The organism is Clostridium sp. ATCC 25772, assembly GCF_001573875.1.
GTDB lineage: Bacteria > Bacillota > Clostridia > Clostridiales > Clostridiaceae > Clostridium_J > Clostridium_J senegalense.
Window position 1 is genome coordinate 15650 of sequence record NZ_LFRG01000017.1, and the last position, 21242, is coordinate 36891.

8 protein-coding genes are annotated in these 21242 nt (G+C 27.6%); all 8 read left to right on the plus strand.

Features of this window, described 5'->3' with window-relative positions; translation table 11 throughout:
• Positions 1-489: 489 nt before the first annotated feature.
• The 8 genes from AZI32_RS18950 (at position 490) to AZI32_RS08595 (ending at position 20742) form a co-directional block, all read left to right on the plus strand.
• Entirely contained in the window at positions 490-1548 is a 1059-nt protein-coding gene (locus AZI32_RS18950) for a hypothetical protein (RefSeq protein WP_242865287.1), read from the plus strand.
• A gap of 2676 nt (positions 1549-4224) precedes the next feature.
• Complete coding sequence (locus AZI32_RS08565) at positions 4225-4839, plus strand: hypothetical protein (protein WP_061995444.1); 615 nt, start codon at positions 4225-4227, stop codon at positions 4837-4839.
• Between the two features lie 179 nt (positions 4840-5018).
• Positions 5019-5729 (plus strand): hypothetical protein, encoded by a 711-nt coding sequence (locus AZI32_RS08570; RefSeq protein WP_061995445.1) that lies wholly within the window; start codon positions 5019-5021, stop codon positions 5727-5729.
• A gap of 258 nt (positions 5730-5987) precedes the next feature.
• Positions 5988-8315 carry a cell wall-binding repeat-containing protein gene (locus AZI32_RS08575; RefSeq protein ID WP_061995446.1) on the plus strand — a complete coding sequence of 776 codons (2328 nt, stop codon included), beginning with the start codon at positions 5988-5990 and terminating at the stop codon, positions 8313-8315.
• Positions 8316-9666: 1351 nt separating this feature from the next.
• The gene (locus AZI32_RS08580; protein ID WP_061995447.1) at positions 9667-11028 is read left to right on the plus strand and encodes a TIGR00366 family protein; all 1362 of its coding nucleotides are present in this window, start codon (positions 9667-9669) and stop codon (positions 11026-11028) included.
• A gap of 538 nt (positions 11029-11566) precedes the next feature.
• Complete coding sequence (locus tag AZI32_RS08585) at positions 11567-12646, plus strand: hypothetical protein (protein ID WP_061995448.1); 1080 nt, start codon at positions 11567-11569, stop codon at positions 12644-12646.
• A 428-nt stretch (positions 12647-13074) separates the two neighbouring features.
• Positions 13075-14439, plus strand: coding sequence for an Ig-like domain-containing protein (locus AZI32_RS18390; protein WP_061995449.1), 1365 nt, complete (start codon positions 13075-13077; stop codon positions 14437-14439).
• 2130 nt (positions 14440-16569) lie between these two features.
• Positions 16570-20742, plus strand: a complete 4173-nt coding sequence (locus AZI32_RS08595; protein ID WP_061995450.1) for a cell wall-binding repeat-containing protein — start codon at positions 16570-16572, stop codon at positions 20740-20742.
• Positions 20743-21242 lie beyond the last annotated feature (500 nt).

Below are 21242 nucleotides of genomic sequence, written 5' to 3' on the forward strand. Positions count from 1 at the left end.
TAAAAATCAGCTCTTTAAATTTAGTTACCATAAGTAAGAAAAGTTAGCCAGTCCCTGAGAAAGTTAAGAGTTAAAAGTTAACAGTTAAGAGTTTAGGATGAAAGTGGCAACCACTTTCTTTTAATCTAATCATATAATTTGCTTTGCAAATTTATAAAAATTACGTTTAGCATTACTAGGAATGAAGTGAGTAGTAATAACCACAACTGTTAATTATTAACTCTTAACTCTTAATTGACAAAGTCCTATTTGTTATGGAGCTAAGATTATAATTTATTGCTTACTTAGATTTTGTTAGTAAAACTAGATTCAAAAATACGTTTAGCATTACTAGTAGTAAAGCGAATAGTAATAACCATAAGTTAAATAAAAAATGTGATAGTTCCCTAAAAATATAATTATGAGGTAGTGAAAACATATAATAATTTGGATATAATATAAGTATAACAATACTATAAATATAAAAAATTAACTAATGAAAGTAGTGAAATGATGAATAAACATATAGATGAAGAAAAGCATAACAAGGAGCTTTTAAAAGAACAGGTAAAAGGAAATGAAAATAAAGATAAAGTGAAATTAGATATTGTATTAAAATACTTATTTTCAACATCAGAAAAGGTATTAATTAAATTATTAAATGGAGTATTTAATGAAAACTTTAATGTTGATGAAGTGAAAATTTCTGTAAGTAATAATGAGTTTGTGGATAGTGACCTAAACATAATTAGAGGTGATGTGTTTTTTAACATGTTAAACCAAGATGACAGCAAAGTGAACTACCATATAGAATTTCAAACTAAAAATGATAATACAATGGTTATTAGGATGTTTGAATATGGATTTAACAAAGGAAAAGAAGATTTAAATACAAACAATCAAAATAAGAATACTAAACATGATATAAAAACAATATATTTTCCAAGACAAAGGGTAATATTCTTTGAAGAAAATAGAGAAATAGAAGACATACTAAAATTAAGAATAATTTTCTCTGATAATCAAAAAATAATATATACAGTGCCAGTAATGAAATATTGGGAGTACACTGATGAAGAACTTATAGAGAAAAAGATGTACCCATTACTACCACTACAATTATTTAATCTAAGAAAAGAGTTAGACAAAGCACAAAGAAAAAAGGATATAAATAGAATAAAAGAACTATCACTACAGGCAAGAGGAATAGCATCAAAAATAGCTAAAGAATCACAAGAATTGTTGCAAGAAAATGAGATATTACATCAAGATTTTCATAAAATGTTACTTGCAATACAAAACCTAATTGAATATTTAAATAGAAATTACTTTAAAGATGAAAGAATAGAAGAAGAGGTGATTACAATGACAAAAACATTATATGATCCAGAAATTGAAAAAAAGGGAATAGAAAAAGGAATAGAAAAAGGAATAGAAAAAGGAATAGAAAAAGGTATGGAAAAAGCAATAGGGTTAATGTTGAAAAAAGGTATGGATGCTGAAACCATAGCTGAAACATTAGAAGTAAGTTTAGATGAAGTTAATAAAGTAAAAGATAGAAAACAATAATAAAAAAGCCAATCTCTAATAAGAGGTTGGCTTTTGTAATTGACAATGAACAACTTGAAAGAATTAACAATTGACATTTGACAATGATGGAGGAAACTGGAGTTTAGTTAGTTAAGAGTTAATAGTTAAAAGTTAAGAGTTCAGGATGAAACTGGGCTGCCAGTTTCTTTGAACTATAGGAATTAAATTCTAAGTTTATGATATTAAATTAAACAAAGTTGTATTCAAAGTTTACAGCCGTAACAAATTATATAATTGACATTTGACAATGGACAATTGACAATTTAGGTTGAAACTGGACTGCCAGTTTCTTTTTAATTTAAGCTGAAGATATAAAACAAACTAAAGATATATTCAAAGTTCGCAGCCGTAACAAATGGGACAGGCACGAATGGTGTATACCCATAAAATAGAAAGTAGCTCTTACAATTTAATTACTGTAAATAAAAAAAGTTAGCCAGTCCCTTAAATAATTAAGAGTTAATAATTAATAGTTAAGAGTTCAGGATGAAACTGGATCACCAGTTTCTTTTTAATTAGAGGGATTAAAATTTAAGCTGAAGATATGAAACAAACTAAAGATATATTCAAAGTTCGCAGCCGTAACAAGAAGGACAGGCGTACCAAAGTATGTTTTCCATAAGTTATTTTTTCAGTGAAATCGAAAGGGTATCAATAAAATCTAAAGCAATCAAAGCCGGTCCCATTTGTGATGGAGGTAGAACTTTGAACGATTGCATACTTAGTTGAGGTAGGGAGCTTGAAAAATTGACAATGGACAATTGACATTTGACAATGGTGGAGGAAACTGGACTGCCAGTTTCTTTTTAATTTAAGGGAGTAAAATTTAAGCTGAAGATATGAAACAAACTAAAGATATATTCAAAGTTCGCAGCCGTAACAAGAAGGACAGGTTCATTTAATTGTACCACCATAAAAAACTCTAGTACTCAATAAAAAGACTAGATAAAATAAATTACCGAGTAAAGAACCAGTACTTGAGCTGCAAAGCAGCGTACCAGTTAGGTACTGGTTCTTTATTTGTCTTATTATGGGAATACAGCAATTGTGGAATCTACAATTTAAACGAAGAAAGTAGCCACAAATGAACCTGTCCCTCTTGTGATGGAGGTAGAACTTGGAGGAATTGATTACTTAGATTTTGTTAACAGAACTAAATTTTAAAAATACGTTGAGAATTACTAGGAGCAAAGTGAGTAGTAATAACCAAAACTATTAATTATTCAATAGTAACTCTTAACTAAAAAATGTAATTTTTTAAAAGTTAATGTTTAGTTAAGATTACGGTTATTTGCTATTAAGATTTAGAAAATATAATTAAATCAACAAGAAGAAAGGTGGAGTTGATTATGAAAAAAGCATCAAAGGCTACAATGGAAGTTTTAAAAGTATTATTTATAGGGGTATTGGTAGACGGAAGAAAGTTATTACATTAATATAAGGAAACATTACAAAGATGAAATTTAATTTTAATCCAAATAAATTTTTAGTTTAAAGCAAAGGGAATATAATTAAATCAACAAGAGGAAAGGTGGAGAGATGAATGAAAAAAGTAACAAAAATAACAATGGAAATAGTAAGAGTAATGTTTATAGGAGTATTAGTAGATGCTAAAAGCTTGGCAAAATAAAAAATCAATTAAATAATAAAAAAAAGAAATATGGAATAAATTATGAAAAAAGCATCAAAGTCTACAATGGAAATTTTAAAAGTATTATTTATAGGGATATTGGTAGATGGAAGAAAGTTATTACATTAATATAAGGAAACATTACAAAGATGAAATTTAATTTTAATCCAAATAAATTTTTAGTTTAAAGCAAAGGGAATATAATTAAATCAACAAGAGGAAAGGTGGAGAGATGAATGAAAAAAGTAACAAAAATAGCAATGGAAATAGTAAGAGTAATGTTTATAGGAGTATTAGTAGATGCTAAAAGCTTAGCAAAATAAAAAAATCAATTAAATAATAAAAAAGAAGAAAGGTGGAATAAATTATGAAAAAAATATCAAAGGTTACAATGGAAATTTTAAAAGTATTATTTATAGGGGTATTGGTAGATGGAAGAAAGTTAGCACAATAATTAAAATAACATATTAAAATAAATATAATTAGATTAACAAAAGAAAGGTGGAAAATTAATGAAAAAATTTTTAGATTTATCAATAGAGATTTTAAAAATACTATTTATAGGCATATTAGTTGATGGAAGAAAATTAATACAATAATAATAAAGAAAGTTGGATATAAGAAATATGATAATTGAGAATTACTTTATAACGTAAGGCTATTTAATCTAGAAAAGTTAGATTAGATAGTCTTTTTTTATGGAATTAATTTCACTTGTTTTACAACAAATTACAAAGAACTTTATTGTATTAAAGTCTTAAATTACAAAATAGTTACAGTTTTTAAAAAACTATGTACTATTTTACATATTAGCAGTACAATGATGTTGAAATTAATTTTAAGTGTACATTTAAAGAAGAATTTATTAAATTTATGTTTCATTTTGGAGCTTTTTAAATAAAAAACTCTAATATATTACAAAAAACATATAAAAGTAAAAAATAATTTAAAAACATAAAACAAATATATACTATTTTATACATTAATGTTAAAACAAGAATAGTTAATTTTGGAGGTATTATACAATGAATTTTAAAAAGGGTTTATTAATTTTAATGTGTACTTTAACATTGGTGGGATGTAGTTCTTCAAAGGAAGAAAATAAAAAAGAAGAAACTAAACCTAAAACTGAAAGTACTGAGAAAAAAGACGATAATAAAGTAAAAGAAGAAACTAAAAAGGAAGATGAAAAAAAGAATACAGCTAGTGAAGATAAAGAAAACGTTTCACAAAAAGAAAATGTTGCAGTAGAAAATAAGCAACAACAAACAATAACAGAAGAAAAAACATCAAATGAAGATGTATCACAGCCTAAAAATGAAACAATAACAGAAGAAAGTGCAAAAGAACTTATAAAGGTTGCAGATTCAAAAGATGTTCTAAAGAACATAGAAGATGGAGGTATTTTAAATAAAGTAGAATATTCACCTGATATGGGATGGTGTGATGTTTCAAAATATTGGGATATTCCACAAGAGGAATTTATATATTTTACATTAAAGAATGATTCTCATGTAATAAGAAATTATGTTGTAGGAATGAGTTCAAAGAATGTATATAGAATATCAAGTCAAGGCGGTGTACCAGCATATGTTATGGAAAATGGGGAAAGAGTAAAAGAATATAAGTGGAAAGAATAGTTTTTTATTATACATTGTGTATTATTTTAGCTTAGTAAAAGTGTACTTAAATTTATAGAAAAGAAGGTAGTTAAAAAAATTATAAAATGTGAGCATGAATATTTTTATTATATTAAAAAATTAATTTATTTATATTAATCAAAAGATTATTTTGGATTTATTTCAGGAGGAATTATACTATGAATTTTAAAAAGATTATATCAATTTTACTTTGTGCTTTAACATTACTTGGATGTGCATATCCAACAAAAAATGCTAAGAATAAAGAAACTAATACTATAACTATAAGTACGGAAAAGACAAATGATACTAAGGTTAATGAAGAATTAAAGGTGGAAAGTAACACTAACAAAACAGAAAAAACGAATATTAGTGGCTGTAATGACATAGAAGAAAATCAAGAAGAAATTCAAAAAGAAAACCAAATAGATGAAAATATAGTAGAGCAACCACAATATGAAGAAGAAATAGAGATAGTAAAAGAATCAGATGAAAATAAAGAGGAAAATAAAGAGGAAAATAGAGAATCTCAAGTAGATGAAAAAATTGAAGAAAAAGAAGAACCTCAAAATCAAGTTATAACAGCAGATGAGGCAAGAGCGCTTTTAATAGCAAATGTAAATCTTGTTAAGAAGTTTTTAGAAGAAGGACATACTGTTGGAATAATAGAAGATAGTAATAATAACAATTGGAAAGAGATAGTAAAACATTGGGGAATACCAGAGGAAGATTTTATCTGTTTTGCTGCACCACAAGATTTAGAATGGTCAATGGTATATGCAGTAGGTTTAAGTTCAGGAAATGTATATGAACTACCAAATCAAGGCTATGTTCCAGCATATCTTATGCAAAATAATAATAGAGTTCAAGAATATAACTGGATAGAATAATTATTAAAACAACATCTTAAATATTTAAGGTGTTGTTTTAATTTTAATAATATTTAAAAGTTATCTTAATTAGTAGGAATATATAAATTTGTTCAATTGTCTTGAGAATAAAAAGCTTTTAGTAATAAGTTAAAACTTAATTTTTAATTTTTGTAAGGTGTTATATTGTTATAGTGTAAAATTTTAGTATAATTTTACGATATAATAATTAGGTTATTGTGAATTAAAAATACTTATTATATAAAGGGGAAAGATTTTATGATATTAAAAAGTAAAAGGTTATTAAGTTTTTGCATTGCAGGTATGTTATCTTTAACTACGATTCCTGTTTTAGCTGTAGATAATGAGGGTGAAGTTATAAGATTAGCAGGAGAAAATAGAATAGAAACTTCAATTAAAGTAGCAGAAGAATTTTATAAAAATAATTCTTTAAATATAAATAAAGCTATTCTAGCACCAGCTGCTGATAAAAATTTAGTTGATTCTTTAACAGTGGCACCACTGGCTTATGAATTAAAGGCACCTATTCTTTTAAATGATTTAAAAGATAAAGTTAATAGTGAAATTTTAAAAGAGTTAAAAAGTAGAAATGTAAAAAAAGTATATATACCAACAGGAGAGTCTAATATTTCTCATAAAGTTGAATTAGAACTTTTATTAAATGGCATATTAACTGTAAGGTTAGGGGGCGGAGATAGATACGAAACAGCATTAAATATATTAGAAGAATATAAAAGTTTAAATGGTGATTGTAAAAATGTTTGTTTGGTATCAGGAAGTGCTATACCAGATGCACTTTCTATAGCACCAATAGCATCTAAAAATTCTATGCCAATAATTTTAGCAGAGGATAAATACAATGTTTCATCACAATTAAAAAGTGTCACTTACGATGCAGAAAAGGTTTATGCTATTGGTGGAGAAACTTTATTGTCAGAAAGCTTAATAAAGAGCTTAAAAGCAGAAAGAATATTTGGGAAAGATAGATATGAAACCAATGGTGAAGTTATTAAAAACTTTTATTCTAGTGATTTAGAAAGTCTTTATATAGCTAATGGAAATAATAATCATTTAGTAGATTCGTTAACAGCATCAGTATTGGCTGGAGATACTAATGGACCGATAGTTTTAACTAACAATGAGATTACTAAAAAAACATTAAATATTTTACAAGAAAAAGTAACAGATACAACTAAAATAATCGCTTTAGGTGGAGAAAAATTTGTATCAAATGAATTAATTAAGAATATAAAATCAAAAGAAATTCCTAATACAGATAGTGAAGATGTTAAATGGGCAAAAGAAAATTTAACATTAGGTGATTTATCAAATGTAACAGATAATTTGAATTTACCTATAGAAAGTGAAAAAGATGTAAGTATAAAGTGGACAAGTAGTAATAATACAGTTATAAGTAGTGAAGGCAAAGTAAGAAGACCAATATTAAAAGATGTTACTGTAAAATTAACAGCAGTTTTAAGTAAAGGGGAAGTTTCCGATGTAAAAGAATTTTATGCTACTGTGAAGAAAAAAAGTATTACTGGAGATGAAACAGTAATTATAAATTCACAGGAGGAATATAAAGCTGCATTGAAAACAGCACTAGAAAAGTTTGATACTAATTTAATTTTAAAGATAAGTAATTATAATGATAATGATTATAGTTTAAAAAAGATAAATGAGATTCTTATTGAAAATCCAAATATAAACTATGGATATACAGGTGCAGAAGCAAATATTTTCGGTGGTATAAATAGCTCAGAAAGAATTTTAAATATAAATTTTAAGTATTCTTTAGATAAAGAAACTATGGATATGGAAAAAGCAGCAGTAAAAATTAAAGTTAATGATATTATAAAAAATATTATAACTGATGATATGAGTAGTGCAGAAAAAGAATTAGCTATACATGATTATATAGTAGAAAATGCTGAGTATGACGTGGAAAATTATGAACAGGGAATATATGTTCCAGAAGACCATAATTCATATGGAGTTTTAATTGATGGAATAGGAGTTTGTGAAAGTTATGCAAAGGCAATGCATGAACTATTAACAGCTGTAGGAATAGAGTGTAAGTATGTTACAGGAAATCTAGAAGGCAATGTTGGACATGCTTGGAACATGGTTAAGTTAGATGATGGACAGTGGTATAATGTTGATGCTACTTGGGATGACCCTACTTACACAAATTCTAGTGATAGAATGTTAAAGGTTTCCCATAGATATTTTAATTTAGATGATACAAAGTTTAATGAAGACCATATAAGAGGAGAATATGAGCAAAGCTTTCCAGCTGCTAATGGAACAAAATATTCTGCTGAAAACATGAATGTTTTAGAAACAGATATTAATGGGAATGAATTTGTAAGGGTTTATAGTAAAGAAGAATTAGATGAAATAATAAAAAACTCTCTTTTAAATAAAGATGATGTATTAAATTTGAATATTTCACAACTTGGTATGACAGTGAATGAAGTATCACAACAAGTCTTTGAAGTAGCTAAGAAATATAATATAGATTTAAAAGGTTATACTTTACGCATTTTAGAAGAGGAATACGTTTCATATAAATATCAGTGGTAAAAAACACTAAGCTGTTGTCTAGATGTTAGACAGTGAGGGAGGAAACTGGAGTTTAGATAGTTAAGAGTTAATAGTTAACAGTTAAAAGTTAAGGAGGAAACTGGACTTTGGTCCAGTTTCTTTCAATTTAATAGAGTAAAATTTGAGCTTGGGAGATTAAATTAACTAAAGCTAGATTCAAAATTCACAGCCGTAACAAGAAGGACAGGTTCATTTAGTTGTACCACCATAAAAAACTCTAGTACTCAATAAAAAGGGTAGATAAAATAAATTACCAAGCAAAGAACCAGTACTTGAGCTGCAAAGCAGCGTATTTATCAGGTACTGGTTCTTTGCTTATTTTGTTATGGAAATGGAGTATTTGTGGAATCTACAGTTTAAACGAAGAAAATAGCCATAAATGAACCTGTCCCACTTGTGATGGAGGCAGAACTTGGGGTAATTGATTGGTTAGTTGAGGTAGAGAGTTTTAGAAAATTGACAATGGACAAAGGATAATTAAAAAAATTAAGGATTAAGAATTATGAATTAAGAATTCAGGATGAAAGTGGCAACCACTTTCTTTTAATCTAATCATATAATTTGCTTTGCAAATTTATAAAAATTACGTTTAGCATTACTAGGAGCAAAGCGAAGAGTAATAACCATAACTATTAATTATTAACGCTTAACTGAAAAAGTCCCATTTGTAATTGAAGTAGAACTTTAGAGGATTACTTACTTAGATTTTGTTAGTAAAGCTAGGTTTAAAAGTACGTTTAGCATTACTAGGAACGAAGTGAATAGCAATAACTAAAACTAAGTTATTAGTTATAAATTTTAAGATATTTTCAAAAAAATAATAGAAAAATATTAGGTTATAACAAAATTTTAGTGAAAAATTTGTAAGGTTTTGTATTTTTTAGATATATAAGTTGAAAAATATGCTGTAGAATTGTATAATTATTTTGAATTGAAAAACAAATATAGTGAAATATACCCACTTTTAATTTGTTCAAGAAATTATATATTTTCTTGATTTCAAATTGAACTTGAGCATATGCTCACTTTTTTGCTGCTCAAAATTAAAATTTAATTTCAGAGCTATATAGCAAAATAATTTTAATTTTATTTTTTATATATTTAATGCATTAATAAACATTATTTTGCTATAAAATTCAAGGAACAAAAAATCAAATAGGTTTTAGGCAATTAAGAAATGAGATGTGGAATCAAAGTATTTGTTTTTGTAATATATGTAGTTTTAGATGAATTTTTAAATAAAATAGGTTTAGTCGCAATAAAGGAAATAACTTTATAAAATTAGTAATACTCTTAATTCTCAATTGCTTAGGAAAGAGGAGGGTATGTTATGTTTAAAAAATTTACAAATGGCTGTGTTAAGTTAGTTCAAAAATACTTACCAGATCCATTTATCTTTGCAGCAGTACTTACAGTTTTAGTTTTTGTTCTAGGTATGATTTTAACAGGTCAAACACCAGTTCAAATGGTTGGACACTGGGGAAATGGAATGTGGACATTATTAGCCTTTTCCATGCAAATGGCATTAGTTCTAGTTTTGGGACATGCTCTTGCAAATGCTCCAGCTTTTAACAAATTACTAAAAAAAATGGCGAAAGTGCCTAAAAATCAATTTCAAGCAATTATAATAGTTACTTTTATTTCATTAGTAGCATGTTGGATTAACTGGGGATTTGGACTTGTTATAGGAGCTATATTTGCAAAAGAGGTTGCAAGTCAAGTTAAGAAGGTTGACTATCGTTTATTGATAGCATCAGCATATTCTGGATTTTTAGTTTGGCATGCAGGACTTTCTGGTTCTATTCCACTAACTGTAGCAAGTGGTGGAGAAGATGTTAAGCAATTAACTAGAGGGGTTATAGATAAGGCTATCCCAACAAGTGAGACTATATTTAACCCTGTTATGTTAATAACTTTAATAGTGCTTATGGTAACATTACCACTTGTTAATAGAGCTATGCATCCAAGTGAAAAGGATACTGTTGTTATAGACCCATCTTTGTTAGAGGATTCTAAAGAAGAAGTTGCAAGTTCTGTAGCGGTTACGCCAGCAGATAAAATTGAGACAAGCCCTGTAATATCAATACTTCTTTGCATTTTAGGGTTTTCTTATATAATTTATTACTTTATGACTAAAGGATTTAATTTAAACTTAGATATTGTAAATACTATATTCTTATTTACTGGTATATTGCTTCATAAAACACCAAGAAATTATGTTGCAGCAATAGGGGATGCCGCTAAAGGTTCAGCTGGAATTATACTTCAGTTCCCATTTTATGCAGGAATAACAGGAATGATGATAGGTGCTAATGCTGATGGAGCATCATTGGCAGGAGTTATATCAACAGGATTTGTATCTATATCTACTAAGACTACATTTCCAATATTCTCATTCTTGAGTGCTGGTATAGTTAACTTCTTTGTTCCTTCTGGTGGAGGACAATGGGCAGTGCAAGCTCCTATAATGTTGCCAGCAGGTCAAGCTTTAGGAGTTCCAGCAGCAGTAACATCTATGTCTATTGCGTGGGGAGATGCTTGGACAAATATGATTCAACCATTCTGGGCATTACCTGCACTAGGAATAGCTGGTCTTGGAGCCAAAGATATAATGGGATATTGTTTGGTTGACCTTATATATTCAGGAATAATAATAATACTAGGATTTTTATTGTGCGGATTTATATTTTAGGGGAGTAAAAAAAGAAACTGGATTTCCAGTTTCTTTTTTTGTGGTTAAATAAGTTATTAAAGTGATAAATTTATAGAAAAATCTATAGATACTAAAGTTTTAGTAAAAAGAGTACGTTTATACTAATAAGGAGTATATTTAAAAATTATTAAACTAATTAGTGACAGAAATTTATATAGCAGATTATGAAACTAAGCATAGGGCTTAGTTTAAACTATTTTAACAGAATGACTTATCTAATAAGTTGAAAAAATGTAAAAATATACTATAATTAAAAGAGGTTTCTTATATAGGGAAATAAGCTGATATTTAAGTTTATTCATCAAACTTTTGTTATAAGTTTATAAAGAGTAGGAAAAGTACCATTAGAATTATTAGTAAAGCATCAACTTGAATAAGCTATATCTACTAGTGTTGTGATAATAGTATTTTTTTTCATTTGATAAGAGCATAAGTTCAAATTTAAATTTAAAGCGCTAAGTTAATAACAAGTTATGTTATGTAGAGAAGAATATTTAAAATAGGGGAGGCTTTTATTATGATTTATATAAATTTATCTGAAATTATGGAGATAGAAGGCTTTAATGAAGAGGAAGATAAGGTTGAAATTGTATTTAATAATGAAAATTTCGAGTTTAAGACCTTCAAAGATTATGGAGATAAATCTTCTATCGTTTTAAGAAAAATTTGTGGTGAAGAGTTAAATAATTGTTGCGAAGATATAGAGATAGTTGTACAGGAAGATAAAAATAATACATTAAAACTTGAAGAACATGAAGTTTTAGATAAAAGCACAAATATAGGATTTAATTTAGATAATAAAGAAATTGAAAGTTACGAAAAAGATGAGTATATAGAAGAAGTTAATGAAGTTGTAGAGGAACATTTAAAAATTTTAGATGCAGATTATAATATTTTAACAAAAACTTTTTCTTTAAATTTAAATAGAAATTTAGATAGTAAATTAATAAAAAACAATTTCTTTGATATTTTTGAAATAAATTTAATGGAAGAGGATAATAAATATCTTAAATTTGTAAATAAGGTTGAAAAAGTAGATATAGAAGGAAATTTAGTTAAAATTAAGTTTGAGAGTTTTCAAAGTCTTGATTTAAGTAAGGCTATAAATATAAAGTTTATTGAAAATAACATAATAGAAAATGTTGATTTAGAAAAGATAGATGTTAATATAGTGAAATATTTTATAAAAAATGAAAAGGAGAAAGTAAAACTTTTTAGTGGACAAGAATTAAATAAGATATTAACAGAATTTCATTTTTCAGGTATTGTAGAAGAATTTGAAATGACTATGGAAGGTGCTGGATATTTGTTTACTAATAGTAATATAAAAGTAAAGAAAATAAATAATGATATGTATGCAATTAATGATGAACAAAATATAAAATTTAAAGATAGTGAAGAAAAGTATGTAGGATATGTTGGATTCAAAGAAGCTAATATAAGTTTAAAACTACCTACAGGCATAAAAAAAGTTTTTAATTTATCTTTTAAGTTTTTAGATGATAAAATTGTAGCTATATGGGATTACAATGATCTTATGAATGAAATTGTAGAAACTATGAAATTAGAAAATATAGCAGTTTCTGCAAGGGGATAGATTTTGTAGTGAAAAGCTAGATAGTTAAGAATCTTAATTGGTTAATAGATAAGAGTTTAAAAAATTGACAGTTGACAATGGACAATGGACTTTAGTCCAGTTTCTTTAAATTAAAGTGAGTAAAATTCAACTAGATAAAGTCCGTTCGGATAATTATTATTAAATGAAGAATAAATATAAAATAATTGCAACTTTGAACTTCTTAGTATATAATATTTCATAAGATGCGTAGCATCTGTATGTACAATACAGAAATAAACTTCATAGAGATGATATTTTGTTCGCTAAATGTATTGTCAAAAAAACCTAGCAAATCCCCTACTTGCTAGGTTTTTAATTTTGAAAAAATTTAAAATACTGAATAATTTCATCGCTTCTAGGAAAACTAAAGGGGTATTATGTTTTTTTAGAAAGGGAGCGATATAGCAATGAAGAAAAAAATTTTATTTGGGTTAGTGGTAGTAACTACTGCAGTTACATTAGGTTCTTACAAAGTTGTGTTAGCTAAAGATAATTTAGTTAAAGGTAATAATCAAATTGAAATGGTATACACTTTAAATTCTAACCCAGTTGAGGAATTTAAAGTTAACTCTGCAAAATTTAAAAATTCTAAAGAGTTAGAGATAGTTTTTTCAGAAAAAATAGATAAGGATTATATTTTATATAAAGATGGAAGATTAATTGGTCAAAATATGGCTATAACATTAAAAGATGGCAAGGATAAAGAAAATGTAAAAGGCAAGCTATCAGAAGATGGAAAGACAATTATAATAACTAAAATTGATGGTTCTGATTTTGATGGAGAATATGTTATAACTTTAAGTAAAGATATTAAATCTGCTACAGGAAGCCCAATTGGGGAATTTACAATGAATTTATCAGTAAAAAAAGAAGCTAATATGAAAGAACCAGCTGAAACTGATAATAAAAATCAAAATAATAAAGAAAATAAAAATGTAAAAGAAGAAGCTAAAAATGAAAAAATTAATATGATTAAAGAACCTAGAGTTGCTCATGGTAGTGAAAAAAATAAAAATGTCTTTGTAGCAAAGTTTAAAAAAGAAGTTAATGATGAATCACTAACTAAAGAAAATTTTAAAGTTATGACTAAAATGGGTAAAGAACTTCCTATAACTTTAAAAAAAGAAGGTAACACTGTAATAATTACAGTAGAACAAAATTTAAGTGAACCAGACAAAAATGGACTTATAAAGATATGTAATGTTAAAAGTATAGATAATGAAATGTTTAAAGAAAAGCTTCAAGAAGTTGAATTGATAGGAAACAGTAATTCTTTATCAATAAACACAGAAGATGAAAAAACTGATGAAAAAGTTGAACCAATTGAAGAGATAAGATTGGAAAAAGAGAACTCTAAGGAAGATAGAATAAAAAATAAAGATAATAAAAAAGAAACCATAAACATAGAAGAGAATAAGGAAGATAAAGAAGACAAAAAAGAAACTATAAACATAGAAGAAAACAAAGAAGATAAGGAAGACAAAAAAGAAATTATAAACATAGAAGAAAACAAAGAAGATAAAGAAGACAAAAAAGAGACTATAAATATAGAAGAAAATAAAGAAGATAAAGGAAATAAGAAAACTATAAATATAGAAGATAAAAAAGAAAATGATAAAGATAAGACAGAAACAATAAATATAGAAGAAAAAGTAGATGAAAATAAAACAAAAGAACATGAAAAAGAAACTTTAAATAAAAATGATGAACTAAAAAATAAAAAAGAAAAACCTAACGCAAAAGAAATAAATAGTAATTTAAAAATGAAATAATACATATAAAAAACACTCATATCCTGTAGAAGATATGAGTGTTTTTGTAAATTGACAAAGGGCAACTTATTTAGAAATTGACAAAGGGCAATGGACATTTGACAATGTTGGAGGAAACTGGGCTACCAGTTTCTTTGAATTAGAGGGAGTAAATTTTGAGTTTGAGATATAAAACTAACTAGAGTTAAATTCAAAGTTTACAACCGTAACAAATGGGACAGGCACGACTAATATAGCTCCATAAAATAGCGAGCAGCTCTTTAAATTTAGTTACCATAAGTAAGAAAAGTTAGCCAGTCCCCAGGTAGCTACTATGTAGCGTAGTTGTTCGGGACTGGTTTTAAATTTTTAGATAGAAGTATAAAGTTAGAAGAGCTTTAGAGAGTTAATAGTTAAGAGTTAACAGTTAAAAGTTCAGGATGAAAGTGGCAACCACTTTCTTTTAAATTAGAAGGAGTAAAATTTGAGTTTGAGAAATAAAACAAATTAAAGATATATTCAAAATGTATAGCCGTAACAAGAAGGACAGGCGTACCTAAGTATGTTTTTCATAAGTTATTTTCACAGTGAAATCGAAAGATTATCAATAAAACCTAAAGCAATTAAAGCCGGTCCTTTAAATAGTTAAGAGTTAATAGTTAAAAGTTAAGAGTTCAGGATGAAACTGGATCACCAGTTTCTTTGAAATAAAGTAGCTTTGCTACGTAGAGGTTCGGGACTGGCTTTGATGTTTTAGGTAGAAATGTAAAGTTAGGAGAGCATCAGATGTTAACAAAGAAAATAAATTTACCGTGCCTGTCCCATTTGTGATGGAACCATACTTAGAAAAAGTTCTTATTTAGGAGTTTTACTTTACTATAGATAATAAATATCTTAATAGAAGAAGTTTTAAATTTATTATATAAAACTAAGGTAAGGTTAATATCTAAGGGTACATCCGTAACAAGAAGGACAGGCGTACCTAAGTATATTTTTCATAAGTTATTTTCACAGTGAAATCGAAAGATTATCAATAAAACCTAAAGCAATTAAAGCCGGTCCTTTAAATAGTTAAGAGTTAATAGTTAAAAGTTAAAAGTTCAGGATGAAACTGGATCACCAGTTTCTTTGAAATAAAGTAGCTTTGCTACGTAGAGGTTCGGGACTGGCTTTGATGTTTTAGGTAGAAATGTAAAGTTAGGAGAGCATCAGATGTTAACAAAGAAAATAAATTTACCGTGCCTGTCCCATTTGTTATGGAGCTAAGATTATAATTTATTGATTACTTAGATTTTGTTAGTAAAACTAGATTCAAAAATACGTTGAGAATTACTAGGAACGAAGTGAGTAGTAATAACCACAACTGTTAACTATTCACTCTTAACTGAAAATATGTAATATTTTTAAAGTGTGCAGCCGTAACAAGAAGGACAGGTTCATTTAGTTGTACCACCATAAAAAACTCTAGTACTCAATAAAAAGGCTAGATAAAATAAATTACCAAGCAAAGAACCAGTACTTGAGCTGCAAAGCAGCGTATTTATCAGGTACTGGTTCTTTGCTTATTTTGTTATGGAAATGGAGTATTTGTGGAATCTACAGTTAAGCGAAGAAAATAGCCGCAAATGAACCTGTCCCACTTGTGATGGATCTAATACTGTAAGGATTTGCTTGCTTAGTTGATATAAAGAGTTTAAAAAAATTGACAATGGACAATGGACATTTGACAATGTTGGTCGAAACTAGACTGCCAGTTTCTTTGAATTAGAGGGAGTAAATTTTGAGTTTGAGATATAAAACTAACTAGAGTTAAATTCAAAGTTTACAACCGTAACAAATGGGACAGGCACGACTAATATAGCTCCATAAAATAGCGAGCAGCTCTTCAAATTTACTTACCATAAGTAAGAAAAGTTAGCCAGTCCCTGAGATAGTTAAGAGTTAGGGTTGAAACTGAAATTTGGTTTCTTTAAACTCCAATATTTAATATTGGAGTTTTGAATTTCGGAAGTATTTTCAATTTATAGTGAGTTTTGTATAAAATTTTCTATAAAAATTCCGATAATATAGGGTAAGAATTAAATATTAATATAAATACTAAATTATTTAATTCTTAAATAAAGAGGTAGTTTTACCAATGGGGGGATTTGATTGAAGAAAAGAAACATATTGGCTATGATTTTAGCTGGATGTTTAGTTTTTTCTAGTGGTACAACTTTTGCATCTACACAAAAGTATGTATTAGCAGGAGAAAATAGATATGAAACAGCAGTCAAAGTTAGTGAGTATGGTTTTAATAGAGCAAGTAATGTTGTACTAGTAAATGGAACATCAATAGCTGATGCATTATCGGCAACACCTTATGCAAAAATGAAGGATGCACCAATACTTTTAACAGAAAAAAATAGTTTAAATTTTGATACTAGAGATGAAATAAGAAGACTTAAGGCTTCTAATGTCTATATTGTAGGTGGAAAAAGTGTAGTTTCAGATAGTGTTGTTAACGATTTAAAAAAACTTGGATGCAATGTTTATAGAATTGCAGGTTCAGATAGATATGAAACTTCATTAAATGTAGCTAAGGAAATGGACAAGAAAGAAGATATAAGTGAAGTTGCAGTTGTAAATGGCATAACAGGATTAGCAGATGCATTATCGGTAGCATCACCGGCAGCTAGTAGACATATACCTATAATTTTATCTTCAAGAGATGACTTATGGCGTTCAGAAAAATGGATGAATGATGAAAAGATAAGTAAAAGCTATATTATAGGTGGAAAGGCAGCTATTTCTGTTGATGTAGAAAATAAACTAAATAATTCAGAGCGATTATTTGGCCAAAATAGATGGGAAACCAATGCAGAAGTTTTAGAATATTTCTTTAATACTAATGATTTATACAATGTTTATTTAGCTAAAGATGGTAGCTTAAATCAAAATCAATTAGTAGATGCATTAGCAGCAGGTTCAGTTGCAGCTAAAGAAAATTCACCAGTTATATTGTTGGGTACAGAGTTACATGGTACTCAAGAAGAATATTTAAAATCAAGAAACTCAAAACTCTTAACAGAAGTTGGATATGGACTAAATAGAAAGGCTGTAGAAAAAGTAAATTTTACATTGAATTTTAAAAATGTAGGGGAAACAGAGGTAGGATTTGTAGATTATAAGAACTGTGAGCAAATTCAAATACATTTTGGTTCACCGATAGATGAAAGTACTGTTATATATAATGGAAAGTTAAAAAGAGATGTAATAGATATTTCTGCAACTGATGACCATACAATAGAAGGAGATATTGATGGTTTAGATGAGTTTTATGCAAGACTTGAAAGCGATAAGAAAACTTTAACAATAACAAGAGATATTAGTAAGGGAAAAATATTTAATGGAACTTATGATATAAGAGTATCTGATAAGGTGAAAACAAAAGATGGATTATCATTAGAGCCTTATGTGGAAAGACTTAGAATAGTAGATCAAATAGCACCACAGGTAGAAAGTGTTATTTATAATGATACTTATGGAGAATTAACAATAAACTTTACTGAACCTATTAAAAAATTTCCTAATATAACTATAGACGGAAAATATGTAACAGAAGATCAAAATGTATCTTTTAGTAATACTAAAGATAAAATTGTATTAAATAGAAAAAAATTAAATGAACTTGAAGCTATAGGTAAGACTGTACAAGTTGCAGTAAGTGGGGCAACAGACTATAGAGGATTAGAAATGGTTAGATACAATCAAAATATTAGACTTGTAAAACCTAGTGAGGAAAGAAAAGTTGAAAGTGTAAAACTAATTAATTCTAAAGAAATGGAAATAGTATTTGCATCACCAATAAATGTAAGCACAGTTTTAGATGGAAATGGGAAGATATTAAAAAATAATATTTCTATAACTTCTGTAGGAGATAACAAAACAGATAGTAATATAGATTTTAGTGATGAGTTATATGGTAAGTTATCGCCAGATAGAAGAACACTAGTTATAAAAAGGGATTTTAATAATAATAAATTTTTTGAAGGTAAATATAATGTTTTAGTAACAGAAAATGTTGTAACTACAGATGGCGCTAACATAGTTAGATATAATGAAACATTGACGTTGAAAGATTCAAAGAAACCAGAAGTTACATCAATAAGATATGATGAAAGAACTGGAGAAATCATAATAAGATTTTCAGAACCTATAAAGGATAAACCAATAGATAAAGAAAATTATCCAATAGCCAATGTAACTATGACTGGTGGGTATATTAGTGGAAGCACCACGTTTAAATCAAATGAAATCACGTTAGATACACTAACTAGAGATACTGCAAAAATAAGTTATGAAGCTATAAAAAGCCATGGATTAGTTAAACCTGATAAACCAAATGGTGAAGATTATCAAATATCAGTTGAAAAAGCTGAAGACTTTGCAGGAAATGTTCAAGAAAAATATGGACCTGAAAAAATTCATATAAAACCTATAAATGAAGGCTTTAAAGTAGATAAAGTAGAGATATATACAGATAAGAATGTGGGTAGAAAACCTGGAGAAAATATATTTTTAGTTTATTTTAATGAAAAAATAAACACACCATCTTTAGAAAGTTTTAGTCTTAGTGATGACAATGGAGAAATTGCTAAAAAGGCTACAAAAATTGACTTTATAGAAGATGAAGCAAACAAGGTAAAGAACCTTATGGTAGCAAAAGTTACATTTGGAGATGGTACTGTAAATGTAGGGAATACAAATGGTGATAAACCAGAATGGAATGCTACTTTAAATATTAATAACATAAAAGCTCAAAGTGGAAGGGTTTTAAAAGAAGCTAAAGGAACGGTAACTGTGAGAGATAATACTGCGCCATATGTGGTGGAGCAAAGATATGAAGCATCAACTGGAAAATTAACTATTGTATATAGTGAGCCAATGCAAATTGCATCAAAAAAAGAGTTGGAAGAAGATGGTGATTTTACTAAGAAATATAAAATGACATCAACAATTAATGAAACTAAATATGATAATCATGATATATCAGGAATACCTACTGTAGATATAAGTGCAGATAATAAAACTATAACCTATACGTTTAATATATCAGATAAATTTAGATCTATGATGGCAGGAAAAGATTTGAAACTTCAACACATGGGGTATGAAAAGGATAAAAATGGTGTTGAATCTGAAGAAGGAAAAGCGAATGAAATAACTAGAACAGAACTTGATATAGCCTATATAAAGACTATTCAAAAAGGACATGATAATGTGTTAGAAATTTGGTTTAGCGAAAAACCAAGAATGTATCATAGTAATGTAGAAATTACATTAAGTGACAATACAGCTATCAATAAATCTATTAGTATAAATGATAATATCGTAACAGCTGTTATAGATAGAAGTACAGTAAATACTCAGCAAAAGGCTCAGGTAATCGTTAAAAATGTTGTTTCAGCTGAAGGTAGAAAAGAATTAGTTAATGAATATAGTACAGAGGTTGAGTTGAAAGAAAATATGGAAACAGAATTAAAAGGTGCAACTTATGATTATAATAAAAAACAATTAGAGCTTAGCTTTTCTAATCCTATTAATGAGAATACAATTAAAAATCTATTTAATTCTATAGAATTTAAAAGTAGTAATAAAGGAAGTCTGGCATATTATCCAGATATAGATAAAATAATTAACAACAATGATGGCTTTGTAACTATACCTTTAAAAATTGGGAACAATGAAACATCTCAAAGATTCTTAGAATATATGATGACTGCTGAGAATATTACTTTAAATCCAAGAAAGTCTTCATCACCGATATTAGATGGACGAGGATGGGAGATTAAGATTAAAGAAAAAGGTGAAAAACCAATTGAATTAGATAAACAAGGAAATTTCAGTGTAGATGAAATAGATAAAGGTAACACTACATTAACTGAGGCTAAATTTTACAAAGATGATAGTACTTTAGAGTTGATATTTAATGGTGATATAGATGTTGATAGTAGTGATTGGAATAAAAGGATGTTTAACTCAATTAAATTTTTCACTAGTAAAGATAATATATTTGTAGGAAATTATCAATATCCTACAATAAATAATCCGAACAATTCAGAAAATAAAAAGGTTGTCACTATGAAAATTGAAGATGGTGAATTTAAAAAATATATTGAAAGTGGAAAAGTAAAACTAAAAGCTGAACCGATATTCTTTATGAATGAAAATAATAAATATTCATTTATAGAAGATGTAAGTGGAGAAAATTTAAGAGATTCTTCAGATATTAAGTTAAAGGTAGAAGATAAAACTCCAGAGAAATCAACAGAAAGTAAATAAAAAACATAAAAGTACCTAAGTGATTTATCATTTAGGTACTTTTTATTGTAATTAATGACTAGAGAGTTTGAAAAATTGACAAGAGACAATTAATTAGGAATTGACAATGGACAATTGACATTTGACAATGGTGGAGGAAACTGGAGTTAGATAGTTAAGAGTTAATAGTTAACAGTTAAAAGTTAGGGATGAAACTGGACTACCAGTTTCTTTGAATTTAAGGGAGTAAATTCTAAGTTTAGGATGTTAAATTAAACAAAGTTAGATTCAGGGTTTGCAACCGTAACAAATGGGACAGGCACGACTAATATAGCTCCATAAAATAGCGAGCAGCTCTTTAAATTTAATTACCATAAGTAAGAAAAGTTAGCCAGTCCCTTAAATAGTTAAGAGTTAATAGTTAAAAGTTAAGAGTTCAGGATGAAACTGGATCACCAGTTTCTTTGAAATGAAGTAGCTTTGCTGCGTAGAGGTTCGGGACTGGCTTTGATTTTTTAGGT

Bases quoted from the DNA above. Each gene is read 5' to 3' on its own strand.
- AZI32_RS18950 (WP_242865287.1), top strand. From the start codon at position 490: ATGATGAATAAACATATAGATGAAGAAAAGCATAACAAGGAGCTTTTA.
- AZI32_RS08565 (WP_061995444.1), top strand. From the start codon at position 4,225: ATGAATTTTAAAAAGGGTTTATTAATTTTAATGTGTACTTTAACATTG.
- AZI32_RS08570 (WP_061995445.1), top strand. From the start codon at position 5,019: ATGAATTTTAAAAAGATTATATCAATTTTACTTTGTGCTTTAACATTA.
- AZI32_RS08575 (WP_061995446.1), top strand. From the start codon at position 5,988: ATGATATTAAAAAGTAAAAGGTTATTAAGTTTTTGCATTGCAGGTATG.
- AZI32_RS08580 (WP_061995447.1), top strand. From the start codon at position 9,667: ATGTTTAAAAAATTTACAAATGGCTGTGTTAAGTTAGTTCAAAAATAC.
- AZI32_RS08585 (WP_061995448.1), top strand. From the start codon at position 11,567: ATGATTTATATAAATTTATCTGAAATTATGGAGATAGAAGGCTTTAAT.
- AZI32_RS18390 (WP_061995449.1), top strand. From the start codon at position 13,075: ATGAAGAAAAAAATTTTATTTGGGTTAGTGGTAGTAACTACTGCAGTT.